The organism is Gammaproteobacteria bacterium (assembly GCA_016705365.1).
In the GTDB taxonomy this organism is placed as follows: domain Bacteria; phylum Pseudomonadota; class Gammaproteobacteria; order Pseudomonadales; family UBA5518; genus UBA5518.
In genome coordinates this window covers 443867-464697 of sequence record JADIYI010000008.1, presented here as the reverse complement: position 1 = coordinate 464697, position 20831 = coordinate 443867, and the positions used below count along the sequence as shown (strand labels likewise).

Sequence of the window (20831 nt, the reverse complement as noted above, 5' to 3'; positions counted from 1 at the left end):
ACTCAGTGGTCGGCAAATTGTGCAGGCAGCCAGCTGATGATCTCCGGCCATACCGAAAGCACCACCAGCAGCAGCAGTTGAATGACGATGAACGGTATCACGCCGCGATAGATATGGGCGGTCGCTATTTCAGGCGGTGCGACGCCGCGCAGATAAAACAGCGCGAAACCGAATGGCGGGGTCAAAAACGAGGTCTGCAGGTTGATCGCGATCATGATGCCGAACCAGATCGGATCGACGCCCATGCCGAGCAGGATCGGAGCCACGATCGGCACGACCACGAAAATGATCTCGATGAAGTCGAGGATGAAGCCAAGCAGGAATATCACCAGCATGACGATGCACATCGCGCCCACGGTGCCGCCAGGCATGCGGTCAAACAAATGCGCCACCTGTTCGTCACCGCCGAAACCGCGAAACACCAGCGAGAACAGCGCCGCGCCGAACAGGATCATGAAAACCATGGAGCTCACTTCCAGCGTCGCGAGCCCCACTTCGCGCAGCCGCGCGATGCCGAGCTGTCCCTTGACCAGCGCGAGCAGGCTGGCAGACAGGGCGCCCACTCCGGCGGCCTCGGTGGGCGTGGCGGCGCCGGAGAGGATCGAGCCGAGCACGGCGCCCATCAACAGCAGCGGCGGCAGCAGACCGCCGAGCAACGCCGCGAGCGACAGTGACTGGGCACGTTCCTCGCGCGGTATTGCCGGTGCCTTGTCGGGCATCAGCAGCGCGTACCCGGCAATGAATGCCATATAGAGCGTGACCAGCGCGAGGCCGGGCAGGATTGCGGCCAGGAACAGATCGCCGACCGATACCGTCTTGGGGGCAAAACTTCCGGCCGCGAGTTGGGCCTGCTGATAGGCGTTGGAGAGGATGTCGCCGAGCAGCACCAGCACGATCGAAGGCGGGATGATCTGCCCGAGCGTGCCGGTGGCGCAGATCGTGCCGCTTGCCAGGGCCGGTGAATAGCCGCGGCGCAGCATGCTCGGCAACGACATCAGGCCCATGGTGATCACGGTTGCACCGACAATGCCGGTGCTGGCCGCCAGCAGCATGCCCACCAGCACCACCGAGATCCCGAGACCGCCGCGCACGCGGCCGAACGCCGCACCCATGGTATCGAGCAGTTCTTCCGCGATCCGTGATTTCTCGAGCATCACGCCCATCAGCACGAACAGCGGTACCGCGATCAGCGTCGTATTGCTCATGTTGCCGAACAGGCGGTTCGGATAGGCAGCAAGGAATGCCGGGTCGAAAGTGCCGGTCAGCATGCCGATGCCGGCAAAGGCCAGCGCGGTGCCGGCGAGCGAAAACGCCACCGGATAACCGGCCAGCAACACCAGGCAGACCGCGAGAAACAGCAACAGCGCCATCAGATGCGCTCCTCGGGTGCCAGCGACGGGCGCGCCTCGCCGTGCTCGAGGCCGGCCAGCACCAGGGCATTGCGCAACGCATCGGCCACGCCCTGCAGCAACAGCATCACCGCCATCACCGGAATCAGGGTCTTCAGCAGGTATATGCCGTGCAAACCGCCTGGCTCGATCGACGATTCCCGCACCGCCCAGGCATCGGCCACATAGCCCCAGCAGCTGTAGAGAGTGAAAATCATCAGTGGTATCAGCAGCAGCAGGGAACCGAGCAGATCAACCAGCGCGCGTCGCGGCACCGACCAGTCGCGATAAAAGATATCTACCCGCACATGACCGCCGCGCTCGAGGGTCATCGCCGCGCCGAGCATGAACACCATGCAGTGCAGGTAGGTCACCGATTCCTGCAGCGCCACCGATCCCTGGCCGAGGCCATAGCGCAGGCCGACCACCAGCGCGGTCAGCCCCACCATCAGCAGGGTCAACCAGGCGACACCGCGCCCGATCCAGCCGTTGAGGCGGCCAATCAGTTCATACACCGCATGCAGGCGGCGCGCCCGGCGTTTATCCATGTATGCGGCGTCCCCTGGGCCGGTGCAGACTCAGCGACTGTATCCACGCAGCTTTGCGATCCGTTCGCGCGCTGCCGGCGCCAGCGACGAGTTGCTTTTTGCCACCGGCTCGTAATAACGGATCGCGGTCTGCGTATCGCCCTGGCGCGCGGCGATATCGCCGAGGCCGAGGGTCGCATCGGCGGTGGGGAACAGCCGGTTGGCAACCGTGAGGTCCTCGCGCGCCACATCGAGATTGCCGCGTTTCAGGTGCAGCATGCCGCGCAACAGATAGGGACGAAAGAATCCCTGGTTGCGTGCGATGGCCTGGTTGTAACTCTTGATCGCATCGACCGGGCGGTTCAGCTGGGCACTTGCGACGCCGCGCAATTCATGGAACAGCGCTTCGCGATCCTGCAGCTTCAGCGCGGTGTTGCTGAATTTCAATGCCTCCTCGTAACGCTTGGCGTTCATCGCGGCGAGGCCCTTGTCATAGGCTGCATACGCCGGCTGGTCACGGCGCAGTGGTGCCGTCTCGCGCTGGAATTCCTCGCGCCCGTCATCACCCGGACCCAGTTTCCTGGCGGTGCGCCGGTTGGCATCGACGCGCTCCTGAGAGGGTGGATGACTGGCAAACAGCCCGCCCTGCGGCTTGCCGGCGGACAGCCGCAACAAAAGCTCCTGCACCTGCACCGCGCCCTGCGGATCGTAACCGGCGCGCGCCATGTAGTTCATGCCGTAATGGTCGGCTTCGAGCTCGGCCTCGCGGCTATAACGGGTCTGGACCAGCGCGCCGCCGACCTGCGCGCCCTGCATGACCAGGTCCTGGTAACCGCTGCTGGAGGTGGCGACGCCGAGCACCGCGAGCCCTACACCGAGCAACGTGTCCTTCGCCTGCTGCTGTGCGCCGTGACCCGCCGCGGCATGCACGATTTCGTGCCCCAGCACCGCGGCAAGCTGCGCTTCGCTTTCCAGCAGCACCAGGAGTCCGCGGTTCAGCGCAATCTTGCCGCCCGGCAGCGCCCAGGCATTGGGTTCCGAGTTGTTGAGCACCACGAACTCGTAAGGCAGTTCCGGGCGATCGCTGACCCGCGCGAGGCGCATGCCCACGCGCTGCACGTAGCGGGTCAATTCGGGATCGAGCACGTACTGCCCGCCCTCGCTCTGCTGGCTCGGCCCGTACTGCTGTTCGCCGGTACGGATTTCCTCCGCCTCCGACATGAAGCTCATCTCGGAGGATCCCGTGACCGGGTTGACGCCGCAGCCCCCGAGCAACAGGCCACTGCCGACGATGACGAGCAGGTATCGCAACAGGAAGACGGAGTGCTTCATTGAGTTAGAATCGCAAATCAGGTTGATCAAAGCGCCGATTCTATCGGCAGATGCGCCCGTCCTACCACCCGTGAAAATACCGAGGCACACCCCGACCATGCTGCTGATCGTCTCACCGGCCAAGACGCTCGACTTCGTTACGCCAGCCGCGACATTTGCGCCAGACAGGGCGGAGTTTGCGCGCGAGGCGCAACAACTGGTCGCCAGCCTGCGCGGGTTTTCGACCGGGGCACTGGGCGAACTGATGGGCATCAGCCCGGATCTCGCATCGCTGAACGTCGCGCGGTACCGGAGCTGGAGCACCCGCCCGGCGGCGCGCAACACACGGCCTGCCGTATTCGCGTTTCGCGGGGATGTGTATCTGGGTCTGCGCGCGGAGACTTTCGATGCGCCGGACATGGCGTTCGCCCAGCAACATCTGCGCATCCTCAGCGGGCTCTACGGCGTGCTGCGCCCGCTCGATTCGATACAGGCCCATCGACTCGAGATGGGGACGCCGCTGACGACATCGGCTGGCCGCAATCTCTATGAGTTCTGGGGTTCGCGCATCGCCCTGGCGTTGCGGCGCCAGGCCGTGAAGAGCGGCGCCACCGCGCTGGTTAACCTGGCATCCCGGGAGTATTTCCGCGCTGTCGACTGCGCCCGGCTCGAGCTGCCGGTGATCACGCCGGTATTCAAGGAGCAGCGCGCGAGTGGTTTGAAGATCGTGAGTTTCAGCGCCAAACGCGCGCGCGGGCTGATGGCCGGATTCGCGATCCGCAACCGCATCACCGACCCCGAAAAGCTGAAGAAATTCACCGCCGACGGTTACCGCTTCCAGCCGGCACTGTCGAGCGCGTCGGAATGGCTGTTCGCGCGCGCAGCACCTGCCGTGACGCCGCCATGACAGGCTTGCCTTGCTCCGCAGCCTGCGAGCGCAACAAGCAGCCGATCCTGGATCGTCTCGTGCTGCATTTTGCCGATTGCACGCGGGTGCTCGAGATCGGCAGTGGCACGGGCCAGCATGCGCTGCATTTTGCCGCGGCGCTGCCGCATCTGGTGTGGCAGACCAGCGAGGTGCCGGGACACCTTGACGATGTGTGTGCCTGGCTTGCCAGGTACCCGTTGGGGAATGTGCGGGCGCCGCTCGAGCTGAATGCCAGCAGCCCCTGGCCAGCTGGCGAGTGGGACGCAGTGTTCACGGCCAACACGCTGCACATCATGAGCTGGGAAAGCGTGCGTGGCCTGTTCGAGGGCTTGCGCCGCGCCCTGCTGCCCGGGGGCGTGCTGGCCATCTACGGCCCGTTCAATTACGCCGGGAAATTCACCAGCGAGAGCAACGCCGCTTTCGATGGCTGGCTGCGCGCCCGCGACCCGCGGAGCGCTATCCGTGACGTCGAGGCCGTGCACGGGCTGGCCGCGACGGCCGGGCTCGTGCCCCTGGCCGATCATGCCTTGCCGGCCAATAATCGTTTGCTGGTGTGGCGGCGCGATGCGCGCGACGGTTTGCCCGCGTCTCCACTGCCGGGCTGAAGCACGCCGCTGCGCAGATGCCGCTGAAAGTGGCTCGACCCAAGGCGGCAGCAACTGCGCTCGCCGGATCCGGTTATCCAACGCTCGGCAAGCTGTTTTCCTGCTTCCGATAGGGAAGCGCGAGCTGCGCCTCGAGCAGATAGGCGTCGGTTGCTGCGCGCTCACGCTCCAGGAAATCATGGATCGCGGCGCGGAACCCCGGATGTTCGATCAGGTGGCAGGATCGGGTCAGCACCGGTATGAAGCCGCGGGCGAGCTTGTGCTCGCCCTGGGCGCCGGCATCGAATCGCTGCAATCCCTCGCGGATGCAGAAATCGATGCCCTGGTAATAACAGGTCTCGAAATGCAGGTGGGCGAATTCCTCGGTGCAACCCCAGTAGCGACCGTACAAGGTGTCGTGACCGATGATGTTGAGCGCCCCGGCTACCGGTTCGCCACCGTGGCGGGCAATGACGAGCAACAGCCTGTCGGGCATCGCGGCGCCGAGACGATGAAAGAATTCGCGGCTGAGATAGCCGCCATGACCGCTGCGTCGCGCGTAGGTCATCTGGTAGAAGAGGTAGAAGCGGTCCCACAACGCGGCATCGACTTCGCCACCGCGCAGCGCCTCGATGGTGAGGCCCTGCTCTGCGACCTGGCGGCGTTCACGGCGCAGGCTCTTGCGTTTGCGTGACACCAGCCGTGCGAGAAAATCCTCGAAATCGCGGTAGCCGTGATTGATCCAGTGGAATTGCACGCCGCTGCGCAGCTCCAGCCCCCGTGCCACGAAGGCGTCGGCGAGCGCTGGCTCGGGGAACAGCAGGTGCCAGGACGAGGCGCGCAGCCGACCCAGTTCCGCGCGCAGGCTGTCGACGATTGCGGGAATCAGGCTTTGCGGCTGGACACCCGACGCGACCAGCAGCCTCGGCCCGGTGGTTGGCGTGAAGGGTACCGCGCTCAGCAGCTTCGGGTAATAGTCGAGACCGTTGCGCTGGTAGGCTTCGGCCCAGCCCCAGTCGAAGACATATTCGCCGTAGGAGTGTGTTTTGAGGTAGCAGGGCATCACCGCCAGCAGCCGCGCCCCGGCGTGCAGCACCAGGTGATGCGCCGCCCAGCCGCTGGCTCCGCCCACGCTGGCGCTGTCTTCCAGCGCGGCGAGGAATTCATGCCGCAGAAACGGAAAGTCGGCCCCGGTCAGCGCATTCCATTCTTCGCGCGCAAGCGCATGGACGGAGGAAACGAAGCTCGCCTGGCTCATCGCAGCAGCAGGTCGCCGGCGATGCCCGCAAAGATCGCAAAACCAAACAAGTTGTTGTTGAGGAATGCCGCGAAACAGCCTGCGCGCTTGCGCTCGCTGATCAACCACTGCTGGTATACGCACAGCAGTCCGCCCGCGAACAGGCTTGCAAAATACACGGGCCCCAGCGCGAACTCGCGCCCGACCAGTGCCAGCAACACCAGTACCAGCACCTGCAGCGCGGCGGTAATGAAGCGGTCTGCCTCGCCAAACAGGATTGCGGTCGATTTCACGCCGAGCTTCAGGTCGTCCACACGATCCACCATCGCGTAGAACGTGTCGTAGACCACGCTCCAGGTCAGCGCCGCGCAGAATACCAGCCAGGCCGATGGCGGCACCGTATTCTGTTCGGCTGCGAACGCCATCGGGATGCCCCATGAAAACGCGATGCCCAGCCCGATCTGCGGCAGATGCGTGTGACGCTTCAGGAACGGATAGGTGGCGGCAATGGCAACGCCGGCCAGTGACAGCCAGACCGTCAGTTCGTTGGTCTGAAGCACCAGCACCAGCGCGCAAAGCGCCAGCCCCGCGGCGACCAGCAGCGCTTCGGCCCCGCTGACCAGGCCGCTGGCCAGCGGGCGCTCGCGCGTACGCTCGACATGGGCATCGATGTGGCGATCGGCATAATCGTTCACCGCGCAACCGGCCGAGCGCATCAGGAATACGCCGGCGCTGAAGATCAGCAGGTTGGCGATCGATGGACGCCCCGCGGAGGCGAGCCACAGCCCCCACCAGGTTGGCCACAACAGCAGCAGGGTGCCGATCGGGCGCTCGAAACGAATCAGGCGCAGGTAGAGATGAAAGCGTTCGGCGAGGCGACTCATGCGGGATCCGCTACGGTTCGGTCGGCGGATTATAGCGAGCCCAGCCGACAGGCAGGCAGAAAGACTTCCTGCACCAGGAGCGGCCGATCGTGGACATGAAATACCGATCGTCGTGCCCACGTCAGCCCCTCCGGGTGCATCCTCACGCAGGCGATCTCGAATTCCTCGCGGCGCATATCGCGTTGCGAGAACAACTGCGCGCCCAGCGAGCGCGCCCCGAAACGGCGCAGATGGCGCAGCGCACCCTCGAGGGAGCGCGCCGGCAGGATGCTGCGCGCATACACCCAGGGCTGGCCCATGCACTCGAGCACCACTTCGCGCACCAGCGCGACGGCGTGGGACTGCATGCCGAGCGCACGTCGCTCATCGGGTAATGGCCGGGCCCATGACTGGGCGATCACGCGCACCCTGAAGCTGTCACCGCCGGCTGCGAGGAGGCGCTCGGTGAGCGATCCCTCGTCGAGCAGCCAGGCCCGCACCCGGGGCGGCAAGCGGATGTTGTCAAAGCGATGCAGCGGTTGCCAGCGCAACGCCGCATACTGGTGCCTTGCGGCGCCCAACGCGTACAATGGCGCGCTCTCCCTGTGGTCAAATGGCGCTGATTCTAGCGGGTTTGGTTTCATGGGTGACCCGGCGCGCGAAGTTCGGCGCGGGCGGCAGCAAGAGGGAGTCGGGATGGCGCGCTGGGAATGTATCGTTTGCGGTTGGGTATATGACGAAGCCAAGGGTTGGCCCGAGGATGGCATCCCGGCCGGAACGCGCTGGGAAGACGTGCCCAATGACTGGCTGTGCCCCGATTGCGGGGTGGGCAAGGAAGATTTCGAGCTGATCGACGACACGCCGCTGCCTGCGGTGCCGCACCACCAGGAAGCGGAAATCGTCTCGATAACGCATCCGCTGATCATCATCGGAACCGGGCTCGCCGGTTACAACCTGGCGCGCGAATTCCGCAAATACGATAACGACACCCCGCTGGTGCTGATCAGCTCGGATGATGGGCGAATGTATTCGAAGCCGATGCTCTCCACCGGGTTCACCAAGAACATGACTGCAAACGATCTCGCCAGCACCGATGCCGGCAGCATGGCGATCCAGCTGCGCGCCAGTGTCTGGACCCATACCCACGTGACCGGGATCGATACTGCAAGGCACGAGTTGCGGGTTGGAGAGACGACCACCATCGGCTACAGCAAGCTGGTGCTGGCATGGGGCGCGGACACCATCCGCCCGCCACTCGAGGGTGACGGACTCGATCATGTTTACGCGGTCAACGATCTGCTCGACTACGCGGATTTCCGCGCCGCGGTCCAGAACAATGACGTGAAGAAGGTGCTGATCATCGGCGGCGGTCTCATCGGTTGCGAGTTCGCCAACGATCTGAGCAACGGCGGTTTCGATCTCGACGTGGTCGATCCGCTGGGTTGGTGCCTGCCCACATTGTTGCCGGAACCCGCCGGGCGCGCGGTTCAGGGTGCGCTGGAGGCCTGCGGGGTACGCTTCCATTTCGGCTCGCTGGTCAGCAAAGTGAATCTCGCTGCCGGCGGCAAGGGCATCGTGGCGACCCTCGGCGATGGCCGGCAGATCGCGGCGGATATGGCGCTGTCGGCGATCGGCGTGCGCCCGCGGGTCGAACTGGCACGCAGCGCCGGGATCGGCGTGAATCGTGGCGTGCTTGCCAACCGCCTGCTCGAGACCAGCGCTGCCGATGTCTATGTGCTGGGTGATTGCGCCGAGGTCGACGGGCAGGTGCTCTACTACGTCGCGCCGCTGATGGCCTGCGCGCGCGCGCTGGGCAAGACGCTGTCTGGCACGCCGACCGAGGTCTCGTATCCGGCGATGCCGGTAACGATCAAGACTCCCGCCTGTCCGGTCGTGGTGGCGCCACCGCCGGCGGGCGCGGCGGGAAGCTGGTCGTTCAGCGGCACGGCTCCCGACGTGGTCGCGGAATTCCGCGATGCCGGCGGCAAGCTGCTCGGCTTTGCGCTGACCGGCGAGGGCGCCCGGCAAAAACTGGAGTTGCAGAAAGAGTTGCCGCCCATTCTCCCCTGAGATTTTCCGCATGAACATGAAGCTCGCCCTGCATTGGCAGATCTGCATCGCGATTCTGCTGGCGGGAGTGGCGGGCTATTTCGGTGGACCCGACTGGCGCCTGCTCGGTGTTCCCGCCTACGGGGTGTACGAATTCCTCGGCACCCTGTTCATGAATGGTCTGAGGATGATCATCGTGCCGCTGGTGGTATCGACGATCATCACCGGTATTGCCGGCATCGGCAACGAAGCCGGTTTTGCGCGGCTCGGCATCAAGACGATTCTTTATTATTTGGCCACTTCGCTCGCCGCCGTGCTGATCGGACTGGTGCTGGTGAACTGGCTGCAGCCCGGATTGGCCGGTGGCGGTGAGTTGGCGGCGCTGCAGAATCATGCCGGCCTGGAAGGGGCGCTCGGCACGATCGAGGGCCGCGGCGCGGGTGACCTGGTCGATGTGTTCCTGCGCATGGTGCCCGCGAACGTGTTCCAGGCCGCGGCCAACGACCAGATGCTCGGACTGATATTTTTCAGCCTCATGTTCGGCTACTTCATGATGCGCATCGGCGATGGCAATGCCGAACTGATGCGCGGCTTCTGGCAGGGTGTTTCCGACACCATGATGTCCCTGACCATGTGGATCATGAAATTCGCGCCCCTCGGAGTATTCGGACTGGTTGCGAAGACGGTTGCCGATACCGGCTTCGCGGCCTTCGAACCGCTGCTGCTGTTTGTTGTCACGGTCCTGCTCGGATTCGCGTTTCATGTCTGCGTGACGATTGCATTGCTGGTCAAGGTGCTGGGAAAAACCGACCCGGTGGCGTTTTACCGCGCCATTGCGCCGGCGATGCTGACGGCGTTCTCGACGGCTTCATCCTCGGCCACGGTCCCGGTCAGCCTGGAGTGCATCGAGAAAAACGTCGGCGTGTCGAATCGGATAGGCAGTTTCGTGATACCACTCGGTGCGACGGTGAACATGAATGGCACCGCGCTCTACGAATGCGTCGCGGCGATCTTCATCGCCCAGGCCTATGGCATCCATCTGGACTTCACGACGCAGTTCACGGTCGTGGTGCTGGCACTGATGACCTCGATCGGCGTGGCGGGAATTCCGGCGGCCAGCCTGGTCGCCATTTCGATCATTCTCAATGCTGTCGGCCTGCCGCTCGAAGGTATCGGGATGCTGCTGGTGACCGATCGCGTGCTCGATATGCTGCGGACCAGCATCAACGTGCTTGGCGACTGCTCCGGTGCCGTGGTGGTGAGCACGCTGGAAGGCGAGCGCAACCGGTTGCGCTCGCAGGCGGCAGCCGAGCCCGGCCCAAGCTGATCGATTCGTGCCCCGTTGTGGCGCCCGGCGCGCCGCGCGCCTCGATTCGGCCACCCGGGCCACGCCTGCGTTTCTGGAAGGCTTCACCGCATCTGTGGCAAGGTGTTGGTCCTGGCGTTTGCCTGGCAGGCGGAGCCAGCTCATTTGGGGCAGGATGCAGTCATGTCGGAAACATCTCGTTCGAGCGCCCGCGCGGCGCGGCCGTGGTATCTGAGCCGCTGGTTGGCGCGCGGCGTTGCGGCATTGCTGTTGTATGCGGTGCTCGGGTTCCTGCTCGTGCCTGCTGCGCTGCGGCATTACCTGCCACAAATCGTCGATCGGCAAGTTGCCCGCCAGCTCAGTCTCGGTGAGTTGCGGATCAATCCGTTCCTGCTCACCGTGGAAATACGCGACTGCGCGTTGCGCGAGGCGGACGGCGCCGATCTGCTGTCGTTTTCGCGGCTGTTCGTGGACCTCGAGTTCGCCGGGTTGCTGCACCGCACCTGGACCTTCGCCGACATCAGTCTCGAATCGCCCGCGCTGGAAATGGTCATTGGGTCCGATGGCCGCCTGAATCTCGCCACCCTGATCGAGACGCTGGAGGGCGATGCGGCGGAGGAAGCCTTGGCGGAAGATTCCGAGCCGCACCGCATACGCCTGGAGCAGGCGAATATTCGCGCGGGGCGTATCCGCTTCAGCGATCATACCGGCGCGGAGCCACTCAGTGCGGTGATCGAACCGGTCGATCTGCACCTGGACGAGTTTTCCACGCTGCCCGGCAAGCACGGTCGACACCGGATCACCGCCACGCTCCCGGGGCGCGGCGGTCTAGAGTGGCAAGGCGAGGCCTCGCTGTATCCTCTTGCCTCGAGCGGTACACTCGCGGTAACGGATTTCACCCCGCTTGCGATCTGGGAATTCGCGCAGCGGCATCTTGGGCTGCAGAAGCCGGCAGGCACGGTGAATGCTGCGCTCGACTACCACGTCTCCTATGCCGATGGCGGGTTCGATCTCGGCATTGACTCGCTGCGTTTCACGGTCGATAAGTTGGCGCTGACGCCGCAGGGTGCCTCCGCGCCATTGCTTGAACTGCAGTCCATCGCGCTCGATGCGGCACGCTTTGATCTGGCGACCCGCGAACTGGTGGTGCCCGCAATAGCGCTGCGCAACGGGCGGATCGCGGCGAGCATCGATGAGCACGGTGAGCTCGACTGGGCGCGGGTGGTGCCGGCAGCTTCCGATGACGACCCGGCCTCGGGGCAAGCCCCATGGAAGTTGCGGATCGAATCGTTGGTGCTCGACGACGTGACGCTCGACCTGCGCGATGCAAGCCGGCGGGCACCGCTGCGCGTCGCGGTGGGATCGACGCATATCGATGTCGGGCTGCAGGCCGAGCTGGGCGGGGTCGCAACAAGCGTGCTGGCGACCAGCCCGCGCTTTGATCTCGAACGGATCGTATGGACGGAACAGGACGCACAAGCGCCACTGGCAGCCGTGGATCGGTTCGAGATCGCCGGGGCCGAGTTGGATCTCGCGGCCGGCGCGTTGCATGTGCCGCGGATTGCCCTCAGCGGAACGCGCTTCGATGTGCGGCGCGCGGCGGATGGATCGATCCGCCAGATCGCGGTGCTGGAACCCGGCTCGAACAGGGATGCCGGGGAGCCGGTGGTGCAGCCAACGGAGACCGCGCCGTGGCGCGTCGTGCTGGACGAGTTTTCGTTGCGCGGTATCGATGTCACGCTGGCCGACGAGAGCACGCAGCCGGCGCTCGAATATGCACTTGCCGATGGGGCGCTGGTGATCCGGAATCTGCACAGCGATGGTTCCGTGCCGTTTGCGCTCGAAGCGCGGCTGCCGATCGTCCAGGGGGGTACGATCGAGATTGGCGGGACCGCGGTGATCGGTGGCGAAAGTGCCGATATCCGGCTGCAGCTCGAGGATCTTTCGCTGCTGCCGTTGGCGCCGCTGGTGGCCCGGGACACCAATCTCGAACTGACATCGGGTACGGTGTCGGGCGATGCGCAAATCATCTGGCGTGCGGACGGCACGCCGTCCCTGAAGTCCAGCGCGAGCGCCGGTATCGAACGGCTCCTGCTGAACGAAGCGGCGAGCGGTGAACGTTTTCTGGAGTGGCACTCGCTGCGTGCCAAGGGTATCGATTTCAGTCTTGACCCCGATTGGCTCACGATCGCGGAGGTGCGGCTCAGCGGGGCTGGCGCCAAGGTACTGGTCTACAAGGATCGCTCCCTGAATCTGGCCAAGGTCATGGGCCGCACCGGTGCACCCGAGTCACCTCCTGCAGCGGCCGTCGAGGCCGAGATATTTCCGCTGAAGATCGACCGGGTACGGATCGACAAGAGCACGGTGGATTTCGCGGATCTCAGTCTGGTACTGCCTTTCAGGGCGCACATCGAACAGTTTCGCGGGGTGCTCAACGGTATTTCCTCCGTGGCGCAAAGTCGCACCACGCTCGCGTTGAGGGGGCGCGTGGGTGAATTTGGCGAGGCCCGCGTCGAGGGCTCGCTCGAACCCTTCGATCCCGCGCGCTTCACCGATATCGAGGTCGGCTTCCATAACGTTGCGATGCCGCCTCTCTCGCCGTATTCCGCGACATTCGCCGGACGGGCTATCAAAGGTGGCGATCTCGATCTCGAGTTGCAGTACAAGGTGGCGGAGCAGCAATTGCTCGGCGAGAACCGGATCGTGCTGCAGGACCTCGCCCTGGGCGAGCACATAGAGAGCCCCGATGCGCTCGATTTGCCGCTCGATCTCGCGATTGCGCTGCTGAGCGACAGCGAGGGCCGCATCGACGTCGCGGTGCCGGTTCGGGGCAACGTGGATGCCCCCGAATTCAGCTACGGGCAGGTGGTGCTGAAGGCGCTGGGCAAGCTCCTCGGCGATCTGGTGACCGCGCCGTTCCGCGCCCTGGGGGCGATGTTCGGTGGCGGCGGCGAGAATCCCGACACCCTGCACTTTCAGCCCGGGCAGGCTGCGCTGGCCCCACCCGAAGAGCAGCTGCTCGGCAATATCGCCCAAGCGCTCGCATCAAGGCCGCAGCTTGGCCTGGAGATACGCACGGGTTTCGATCCGCAACTCGATGGCGCGGCGATCAACGATGAGATCGTACGCCGCGCGCTGGCCGAGCTGATGGATGTGACGCTGGAGCCGGGGGAGGATCCCGGGCCGGTTGCCTTCGATGACCCCAAGGTCCAGCGCGCACTGGAGAATTTCCTCGAGGAACGTGACGGTAAAGACGCGCTGGAGCCCGTTGCGGCGCAATTCACCGCGACCACCGGGCAGGAAACCCGGCGGGTGAACCGGGCACTCGCCCTCGTCGGGCGCGGCGCAGGAGATCGCGGCTTCTACGAGTTCCTGCTGGCGCATATCGTCAGCACCACGCCCGAACCCGCGGCTCGCCTGCAGGAGCTGGCCCGCTATCGCGCGGCTGCAATCACGCGCTACCTGGTGGAGACTTCCGGCCTGGAGCCCGGGCGTATTCATAGCGACACGACAGCGCCCGTGCGCGCCGTTGACGGCGTTATCGAGACGAAGCTGGCGCTCGGGGTGCTCGGCTCCGGCGCATCGTAAACGGGCGCCGCCGGGCAGGGTGAGGGATCAGGCAGCGAGATCGCGCGCGATTGCCTTCAGGTCATCGGTGGCGTTGTGCAGGCGCTCGCATACCTTGTCCGCGTCCTCGCGGCTGATGCCGAGTTCCTCGAATACCGAATCGTCGAGGCGGGTTGTCGGCGCGCTGCCGATACCCTGCTGCGCCAGCAGGCGGATCGCGAGGTATAGCACGCGGGCGATGGTCTCGTGGTCGCCCGCCAGCGCGGGATCGTTCTGGTAGCGCAGCGCGGCGCACACCTCCTCGGGAAGATGCCAGAAATTCATCAGCCAGGCGGCCATCTGCTCGCGGGTGATACCGAGCACAAAACGCTCGACCGCCCAGTGGCCGAGGTGGGGGTTGACTTCGGTATAGCGGCAAACGAGCTGCAACTGCGGTTTGAACAGCTCCGCCATGATCAGGAAGCCGAAATTGTGCAGCAGCCCGCTCAGGTAGGCGTAGCCGAGCGGTGGCCGCTTGCCCGATGGCATCGCCTTGCACAAGCCCTCGACCATCGCGGCGCAATTGACCGCCTGCAGCCAGTAGCTGCGGTAACCGTAGCGCCCCTCGCGCGGGAGACGCAGGGTCTTGCCGAGCGACAGGCCGAGCGCGAGGTTCATGACCAGGTCGAAGCCAAGCACCCGCACGATGGCGTCCTGTATCGATTTGATCTTGCCGGGCGCGGCGTAATACGGTGAGGAAGCCCAGCTCACTACCTGCGCCGACAGCGAGGGGTCGATCTCGACCACGCGCGCCAGGTCCTTGACGCTCGCATAAGGGTCGGCGCCTATCTGGATGATGCGGTGGGCAATCTCGGGCAGAGGCGGAAAATCGAGGGTATCCTCCAGCCTTCGCTCGATGCGTCGCGAGGTGAATTTGCCCACGGCATTGCCGATTTCGAGCGCGTCCGTGCTGGCGTCGGCGGCCGCGGGTTGCAGTTCCTGCTGCGCTACCGAAAAGCTGCCGCTCATGCTGTTACCGGATTCGACCAGGCGGTGGAAGTCCGCGCGCGCGAGCTGGACCACGGTCGCTTCCGTGCCCGCGTTCAAGTTGATGAAATCGCTGTCCAGCAGACGCTGATCGATCACGACGGGCATTTCCAGCACATTTGGCACCGAGGGCAGCGAGAGCATGCCGTGCGGGGTGCAGAGCGCGCCCAGGGCTTCCTCGGGGGCGGCGCTGAGATCACGCCCGGTCAGGCGGTTGAGTGCGGCGAGGTCCAGCAGGCTGTCAGCGGGAACGAGCGCCTGCATGCGCCCGGCCTGGTCCTGCAAAACCACCGAACACACGTTGACTGCCGGCGTACCGGTCTCGGGGATGTCCAGATCGAGGAGACGATAGGCGGCACCTCCTGCATCCAGCGCATTTGCGACGGCCTGTGGTAACTGCATTTTGTTGCTGTCTCTTCTGTTCCGACTCCGGAAGTGTAGCCGACGCACGCCGCCGGCGCCGTGATTGCCTTCACATCAGGCCTGGGCGTATTGCGTCCTGCCCGGCATCCAGCGCTCGATCAGCGGGTCTATGCTTGCCGGGTATTGTTCGAGCATCCGGACGGCGGCCTCGCGCACCGTGGGCAGCAAAGCCGAGTCGCGCGCGAGATCCGCAAAGCGCATTTCGAAGGTTCCGGTCTGACGCGTGCCGAGCAGTTCACCGGGACCGCGCAGTTGCAGATCGCGCTCGGCAAGTACAAAGCCGTCATTGGTGTCGCGCATGACCTCGAGGCGCTCGCGCCCGCTCCGCGACAGCGGTGACTGGTACAGAAGCACGCAATGACTCGCCGCGCTGCCGCGCCCGACCCGCCCCCGCAGCTGGTGCAGCTGTGCCAGCCCCAGGCGCTCGGCGTTCTCGATGATCATCAGGCTGGCCCGTGGCACATCGACACCGACCTCGATGACCGTGGTTGCGACCAGCAGGTCGATATCCCCGGCCTGAAATGCCGCCATGATCGCCGCGCGTTGCCGCCCGCCAATGCGTCCGTGCACCAGCGCGATCCTAAGCTCCGGCAGTCGCCTTGCAAGCTCGCCGGCGATGACCTCGGCGGCCTGCGCTTCCAGTGCCTCCGATTCCTCGATCAGCGTGCACACCCAGTAAGCCTGCCGTCCATCGGCACAGGCATGACGCACCCTTTCCAGTACCTCCTCGCGCCGCGTGTTGCCAATCACCGCGGTGGTGACCGGTGTGCGCCCCGGCGGCAGCTCGTCGATGATCGAGTAATCGAGATCGGCGTAGGCGGTCATCGCCAGGGTGCGTGGAATCGGTGTGGCCGTCATGACCAGCTGGTGCGGTGCGCTGCCTCCCGCCATGCCCTTTTCCCGCAGCTGCAATCGCTGGTGCACGCCGAAACGATGCTGTTCATCGATGACCACCAGCCCCAGCCGCGCAAACGCAATCTGGTGCTGGAACAGCGCGTGCGTGCCGGCGACCAGGGCGGCAGTGCCGCTGGCTATGGCATCCATGACCGATCGGCGCTCGCCGGCAGACAAGCGTCCGCTGAGCAGTACCGTGTCGAGTCCCAGCGGGCGGAGCCAATCATCGAAGGTGCGCAAGTGCTGCTCGGCGAGCAACTCGGTTGGCGCCATGATCGCGACTTGCCAGCCGCTGCCGATCACACGCAGGGCCGCGAGCGCCGCCACCAGGGTTTTTCCGCAGCCCACGTCGCCCTGCACCAGGCGGAGCATCGGAGCGTGGCTTTCGAGGTCGGCACTGATCTGCGCCGCAACCCGCTGCTGGGCGGCGGTAGGTTTGAACGGCAGCGAGCGGAGGAAGCGCTCGCACAGGCGGGATCCCTTCAGCATCGGTATGGCGGACTGGTTGCGGGTGCGCTGGCGCAGGCGCAGCAGACCGAGGTGGTGCGCCAGCAATTCCTCGGCCGCAAGCCGCTGCTGATACGGGTGGGTGCCCGCCAGTAGTTGTGCCACCGGCGCCTCCGGCGGGGGCCGATGAAGGAAACGCAGGGCAGCGGCCAGCGGTGGTGCCTCGCCCAGCAATCCGCGTGGCACCAGTTCGCGCAGACTGTTGCTGCCGAGCCGCTCCAGCGCCTGTGCACTGAGCGAGCGCCAGGTGCCCTGGTGCAGGCCCTCGGTGCTGGGGTAAACCGGCGTCAGCGAGCTTTCGACCGCGATCGAACCGGGCCGCTCCAGCAGTTGGTACTCGGGGTGATACATCTCGAGACCGGCGCGTCCGCCGCGTGCCTCGCCGAAGCAGCGCAGCCAGTCGGCGCGCTCGAGGCTGCGTTGCTGTGCGACGCTGAAGTGAAAGAACCGCAGCGTCATCAGACCGCCTTGATCGCGCAACGTGCAGGCGAGACTGCGCCGTCTGCCAAACTCGACCCGTGTGCCAAGCACCTGCCCTTCCACCACCGCCTCCATGCCGGGTCGCAACTGGTCGAGCGGGGTAATGCGGGTGCGATCCTGGTAGCGCAAGGGCAGATGAAACAGCAGGTCGGTGATATTGTGAATCCCGAGTGCGCCGAGCTTCTCCGCCAGCCGCGGACCGACGCCGCGCAACGACGTCACAGGCATCTGTTCGGGCGTGAGGCTCTGCGGTAATGGATCTGGAGTCACGCGGCTGGTCATTTCCGGGAGCAAGCTGCGATGATAGCCCAATGCGTTGTCGGGGAGGATCGCCATGGCTGCCGAGAACATCCTGATCGCGGGCTGCGGTGATATCGGGAGCGGGCTCGCCCGGTCGCTGCGCGCGGCAGGTTTTCGCGTAACCGGGTTGCGGCGGCGCGCGCACCTGATAGCGGAGGGTATCGAAGCGCTGGCGGCGGATCTGGCGGAGCCGGAATCATTGGCGAAATTGGGCGATCGCACGTTCCGTTACGTGGTGATTGCCAGCGCCGCCACGGCTTACGACGCCCGGAGCTACCGCAGGGTATACGTGGACGGACTGCGCAATCTGCTGCACGCGTTGCGCGGCGAGCCCCGCCTGGTGCTGCTCTCGAGCACCGGCGTATACCATCAGCACGATGGCGAATGGGTTGACGAGGACTCCCCGACCGCACCGCGCAGCTTTTCCGGTCAGCTGTTGCTGGAGGCCGAAGCGCTGCTCCGAACGCAAGCACCCGCGCGATCGACGGTGCTGCGTCTCGGTGGAATATACGGTCCGGGGCGCGAACGCCTGCTGCGCGAAGTGCGCGAGGGCATCGGATGTACGCGTTACCCGGTTCGCTACAGTAACCGGATTCATCGCGATGACTGCGTCGGAATCCTGCGTTACCTGATCGCCCGGTGGCAGCAGGGTGCGGCGCTGGCACCACTTTATCTGGGCGTCGACTGCGATCCGGCACCGGTATGGGAAGTGCGCCATTGGTTGGCGGAGCGTCTGGGCGTTACCCTCGACGACGCGCGTGGCAGCACCGGAGCACGTGCGCCCGGCAGCAAGCGTTGCAGTAACCGGCGCCTTCGCGAACTGGGTTACCAGCTGTTGTACCCGGACTATCGCAGTGGTTACGCCGCGATGCTCGGGATGCTCAGGAAGGCACCACCATCGTAGCCTCGACCTCTATCGCCGCGCCGCGCGGCAGGGCGGCGACCTGCACGCAGGCCCGCGCCGGAAAAGGTTCGCTGAAAAACCGCGCCATCACCTCGTTGACGCTCGCGAAGTCGCCCAGATCGGTCAGGTAGATATTGATTTTCACGCACTGGTTGAGGTCGCCGCCGGCAGCGCTTGCCACGGCGCGCAGGTTCCCGAACACGCGTTCTGCCTGGGCACGGATATCGCCTTCCACCATCTGCATGGTTGCCGGATCGAGCGGGATCTGACCGGAAAGATAGACTGTGCCGTTGACCTTCACGGCCTGTGAATAGGGACCGATCGCCTGTGGCGCATCGCCGGTGCTGATGATGGCGCGGTTGCTCATGGGTACTCCTTGGGGGGCTTGTTTGTATGTTCAGCGCTTGACGCGCGTGACCTTGATCACGGATTTGACGGTACGCATGCGGCGAATGATGCGTGCCAGGTTGATGCGGTCGGTGACTGCAACCACCAGGCGCGCCTGGCCGAAGCGGGCGTCGCGTTCTTCCACGCCGATTTTTTCGATATCCACATCGAGACTGCTGATGCGGTTGGCGAGCGCGGCAATAGCGCCTTTCTGGTTTTCCATTTCGACCAGCAGTTCCACGCTGAATTCGCCACGTGTATCGTCGGCCCAGCGCAGCGGCATGCAGCGCTCGGGATCGCCGAGCTGTTCGGCGATGTTGTTGCAGTTGTCGCGATGCACCACCACGCCGCGCCCCGGGCTGATATGACCCACGATGCTGTCGCCCGGAATCGGATAACAGCACTTGCCGAAATTCATGACCACGCCTTCGGTGCCGCGGATTGCGAGCGGCAGCGCATCCTCGGCGCGCGAGCCGGGAGCGGAATCGGACTTGCCGAGCAGGCGCCGGGCGGTGAGCAGCGCGACCCGGTTGCCGAGACCGATTTCCTCGAGAATATTGTCCAGCGAGGCACGCCGGGTTTCGACCAGCAATTGTTCGACGGCCTGCGGCTCGATTGTCTTGAGGCTTCCATTCAGGCTGAGCAGCGCCTTGTCGAGCAGTCGCCGACCCAGGTCAACGGACTCGGACTGCTGCTGTCCCTTGAGGAAGTGGCGAATATTGGTGCGCGCCTTGGCGGTTACCACGGAGTTGAGCCAGCTCGGGTTGGGATGTGCGCGGGGCGCGGTGATGATCTCCAGGGTCTGCCCGCTCTGCAGCGCGGTGCTGAGCGGTGCGAGGTTGCGGTCGATCCGGCAGGCAACGCAGCTGTTGCCTATGCCGGTATGCACGGCATAGGCAAAATCGACCGCCGTGGCGCCGTTTGGCAACGCCAGGATGTCGCCCCTGGGCGTGAACACGTAAACCTCGTCGGGAAACAGGTCGATCTTCATGCTCTCGATGAATTCGAGCGAATTTCCCGCCCGCTGCTGCATTTCGAGCAGCCCCTGTACCCACTGGCGCGCCCGCGAGCGACCGCTTCCGGGCTTCTCCGAGCCGTTGGTCTTGTACAGCCAGTGCGCGGCGATTCCGTTGTTGGCCATCGCCTCCATTTCGGCGGTGCGGATCTGGATCTCGATCGGCACACCGTGCATGCCGAACAGCACGGTGTGCAGCGACTGGTAGCCGTTGGCCTTGGGAATCGCGATGTAGTCCTTGAAATGCCCGGGAACCGGTTTATACAGGTTGTGCATCGCTCCGAGCACGCGATAGCAGCTGTCCACGTTGCCGACCACGATCCGGAATGCAAACACGTCCATGATCTCGGAGAACGACTTGCCCTTCAGGCGCATCTTGCGGTAGATGCCGTAGAGGTGCTTTTCACGACCCAGCACACGCGCGGGAATTTCCTCCTCGCGCAGCCGGGCTTCGATCTTGCGCTGTACCTGCGAGACGAGTTCCTTGCGGTTGCCACGCGCCTTGCGAACCGCCGCCTGTATGCGGCGCGCGCGCATCGGGTGCAATGCCGCAAAACCTAGATCCTCGAACTCGATCCGGATGCTGTTCATGCCCAGCCGCTGGGCGATTGGCGCGTAGATGTCGAGTGTCTCGCGGGCAATGCGCTGGCGCTTCTCGGGCTTCAGTACGTCGAGCGTGCGCATGTTGTGCAGGCGGTCGGCGAGCTTGACCAGGATCACGCGGATATCCCGCGCCATGGCCATCGCCATTTTCTGGAAATTCTCGGCCTGTGCCTCGGCGCGCGAGGTGGTTTCGAACTGCGACAGCTTGCTGACGCCATCGACCAGTTCCGCCACGCTGGCACCAAACTGTCCGGCCAGGGCTTCCTTGCTGATGCCGGTGTCCTCGATCACATCGTGCAACAGTGCCGCGATCAGGCTCTGATGGTCCATGTGCATATCGGCGAGGATATTGGCCACCGCCAGCGGGTGGGTAACGTAGGGCTGACCGGTGCGCCGGACCTGCCCGTCGTGCGCCTGCTCGGAATAGTAATAGGCACGGCGCACGGCGTTTACCTGTTCCGGTGCCAGGTAGGCGTGTAGCTTGTCGCTCAGCGAGCCAAGGGTCTGCATGATGTGTTCATTATGCCCGAGT

General features: G+C 64.8%; 16 protein-coding genes. 6 read left to right on the top strand and 10 right to left on the bottom strand.

The window, feature by feature from the left end; all coding sequences use genetic code 11:
- Positions 1-2: 2 nt before the first annotated feature.
- From IPF49_09660 to IPF49_09650, 3 genes are read right to left on the bottom strand one after another with little or no spacing between them, the layout of a single operon-like run.
- On the bottom strand, positions 3-1370 hold the full coding sequence (locus IPF49_09660; protein MBK6287878.1) for a TRAP transporter large permease subunit: 1368 nt from the start codon (positions 1368-1370) through the stop codon (positions 3-5).
- Positions 1370-1936 carry a TRAP transporter small permease subunit gene (locus IPF49_09655; protein MBK6287877.1) on the bottom strand — a complete coding sequence of 189 codons (567 nt, stop codon included), beginning with the start codon at positions 1934-1936 and terminating at the stop codon, positions 1370-1372. Before IPF49_09655 ends, IPF49_09660 begins: the two co-directional genes overlap by 1 nt.
- A 30-nt stretch (positions 1937-1966) precedes the next feature.
- The gene (locus IPF49_09650; GenBank protein ID MBK6287876.1) at positions 1967-3247 is read right to left on the bottom strand and encodes a M48 family metalloprotease; all 1281 of its coding nucleotides are present in this window, start codon (positions 3245-3247) and stop codon (positions 1967-1969) included.
- 97 nt (positions 3248-3344) lie between these two features.
- Between IPF49_09650 and yaaA the strand changes: the two genes are divergently transcribed.
- Positions 3345-4133, top strand: coding sequence for a peroxide stress protein YaaA (gene yaaA, locus IPF49_09645; GenBank protein MBK6287875.1), 789 nt, complete (start codon positions 3345-3347; stop codon positions 4131-4133).
- Entirely contained in the window at positions 4130-4759 is a 630-nt protein-coding gene (locus IPF49_09640) for a DUF938 domain-containing protein (GenBank protein MBK6287874.1), read from the top strand. Before yaaA ends, IPF49_09640 begins: the two co-directional genes overlap by 4 nt.
- A gap of 73 nt (positions 4760-4832) precedes the next feature.
- Here IPF49_09640 and IPF49_09635 read toward each other — a convergent pair whose 3' ends face one another.
- Genes IPF49_09635 through IPF49_09625 form a run of 3 tightly spaced genes read right to left on the bottom strand, consistent with a single transcriptional unit; the run spans position 4833 to position 7428 of the window.
- The gene (locus IPF49_09635; GenBank protein MBK6287873.1) at positions 4833-5996 is read right to left on the bottom strand and encodes an N-acetyltransferase; all 1164 of its coding nucleotides are present in this window, start codon (positions 5994-5996) and stop codon (positions 4833-4835) included.
- Positions 5993-6859 (bottom strand): 4-hydroxybenzoate octaprenyltransferase, encoded by an 867-nt coding sequence (ubiA, locus tag IPF49_09630; protein MBK6287872.1) that lies wholly within the window; start codon positions 6857-6859, stop codon positions 5993-5995. Before ubiA ends, IPF49_09635 begins: the two co-directional genes overlap by 4 nt.
- Positions 6860-6888: 29 nt before the next feature.
- Positions 6889-7428 carry a chorismate lyase gene (locus IPF49_09625; GenBank protein ID MBK6287871.1) on the bottom strand — a complete coding sequence of 180 codons (540 nt, stop codon included), beginning with the start codon at positions 7426-7428 and terminating at the stop codon, positions 6889-6891.
- Between the two features lie 106 nt (positions 7429-7534).
- Here IPF49_09625 and IPF49_09620 point away from each other — a divergent pair, with 106 nt between their 5' ends.
- From IPF49_09620 to IPF49_09610, 3 genes are all read left to right on the top strand, one after another.
- On the top strand, positions 7535-8908 hold the full coding sequence (locus tag IPF49_09620; GenBank protein ID MBK6287870.1) for an FAD-dependent oxidoreductase: 1374 nt from the start codon (positions 7535-7537) through the stop codon (positions 8906-8908).
- Positions 8909-8924: 16 nt separating this feature from the next.
- On the top strand, positions 8925-10214 hold the full coding sequence (locus tag IPF49_09615; protein ID MBK6287869.1) for a dicarboxylate/amino acid:cation symporter: 1290 nt from the start codon (positions 8925-8927) through the stop codon (positions 10212-10214).
- Between the two features lie 162 nt (positions 10215-10376).
- On the top strand, positions 10377-13781 hold the full coding sequence (locus tag IPF49_09610) for a DUF748 domain-containing protein (protein MBK6287868.1): 3405 nt from the start codon (positions 10377-10379) through the stop codon (positions 13779-13781).
- Positions 13782-13808: 27 nt separating this feature from the next.
- Here IPF49_09610 and IPF49_09605 read toward each other — a convergent pair whose 3' ends face one another.
- Positions 13809-15188: an HDOD domain-containing protein gene (locus tag IPF49_09605; protein ID MBK6287867.1), complete on the bottom strand. Its 1380-nt coding sequence runs from the start codon at positions 15186-15188 to the stop codon at positions 13809-13811.
- Between the two features lie 75 nt (positions 15189-15263).
- On the bottom strand, positions 15264-17372 hold the full coding sequence (gene recG / locus IPF49_09600) for an ATP-dependent DNA helicase RecG (GenBank protein MBK6287866.1): 2109 nt from the start codon (positions 17370-17372) through the stop codon (positions 15264-15266).
- Between the two features lie 52 nt (positions 17373-17424).
- On the opposite strand from recG, the gene IPF49_09595 reads away from it, so the two are divergent.
- Complete coding sequence (locus tag IPF49_09595; GenBank protein MBK6287865.1) at positions 17425-18294, top strand: SDR family oxidoreductase; 870 nt, start codon at positions 17425-17427, stop codon at positions 18292-18294.
- Here the strand turns inward: IPF49_09595 and IPF49_09590 are convergent.
- Both IPF49_09590 and spoT read right to left on the bottom strand, forming a co-directional pair.
- Positions 18272-18661: a RidA family protein gene (locus tag IPF49_09590; protein MBK6287864.1), complete on the bottom strand. Its 390-nt coding sequence runs from the start codon at positions 18659-18661 to the stop codon at positions 18272-18274. The two genes, IPF49_09595 and IPF49_09590, sit on opposite strands and share 23 nt — an antisense overlap.
- A 30-nt stretch (positions 18662-18691) precedes the next feature.
- Positions 18692-20809 carry a bifunctional GTP diphosphokinase/guanosine-3',5'-bis pyrophosphate 3'-pyrophosphohydrolase gene (gene spoT / locus IPF49_09585; protein MBK6287863.1) on the bottom strand — a complete coding sequence of 706 codons (2118 nt, stop codon included), beginning with the start codon at positions 20807-20809 and terminating at the stop codon, positions 18692-18694.
- Between the last annotated feature and the right edge of the window lie 22 nt (positions 20810-20831).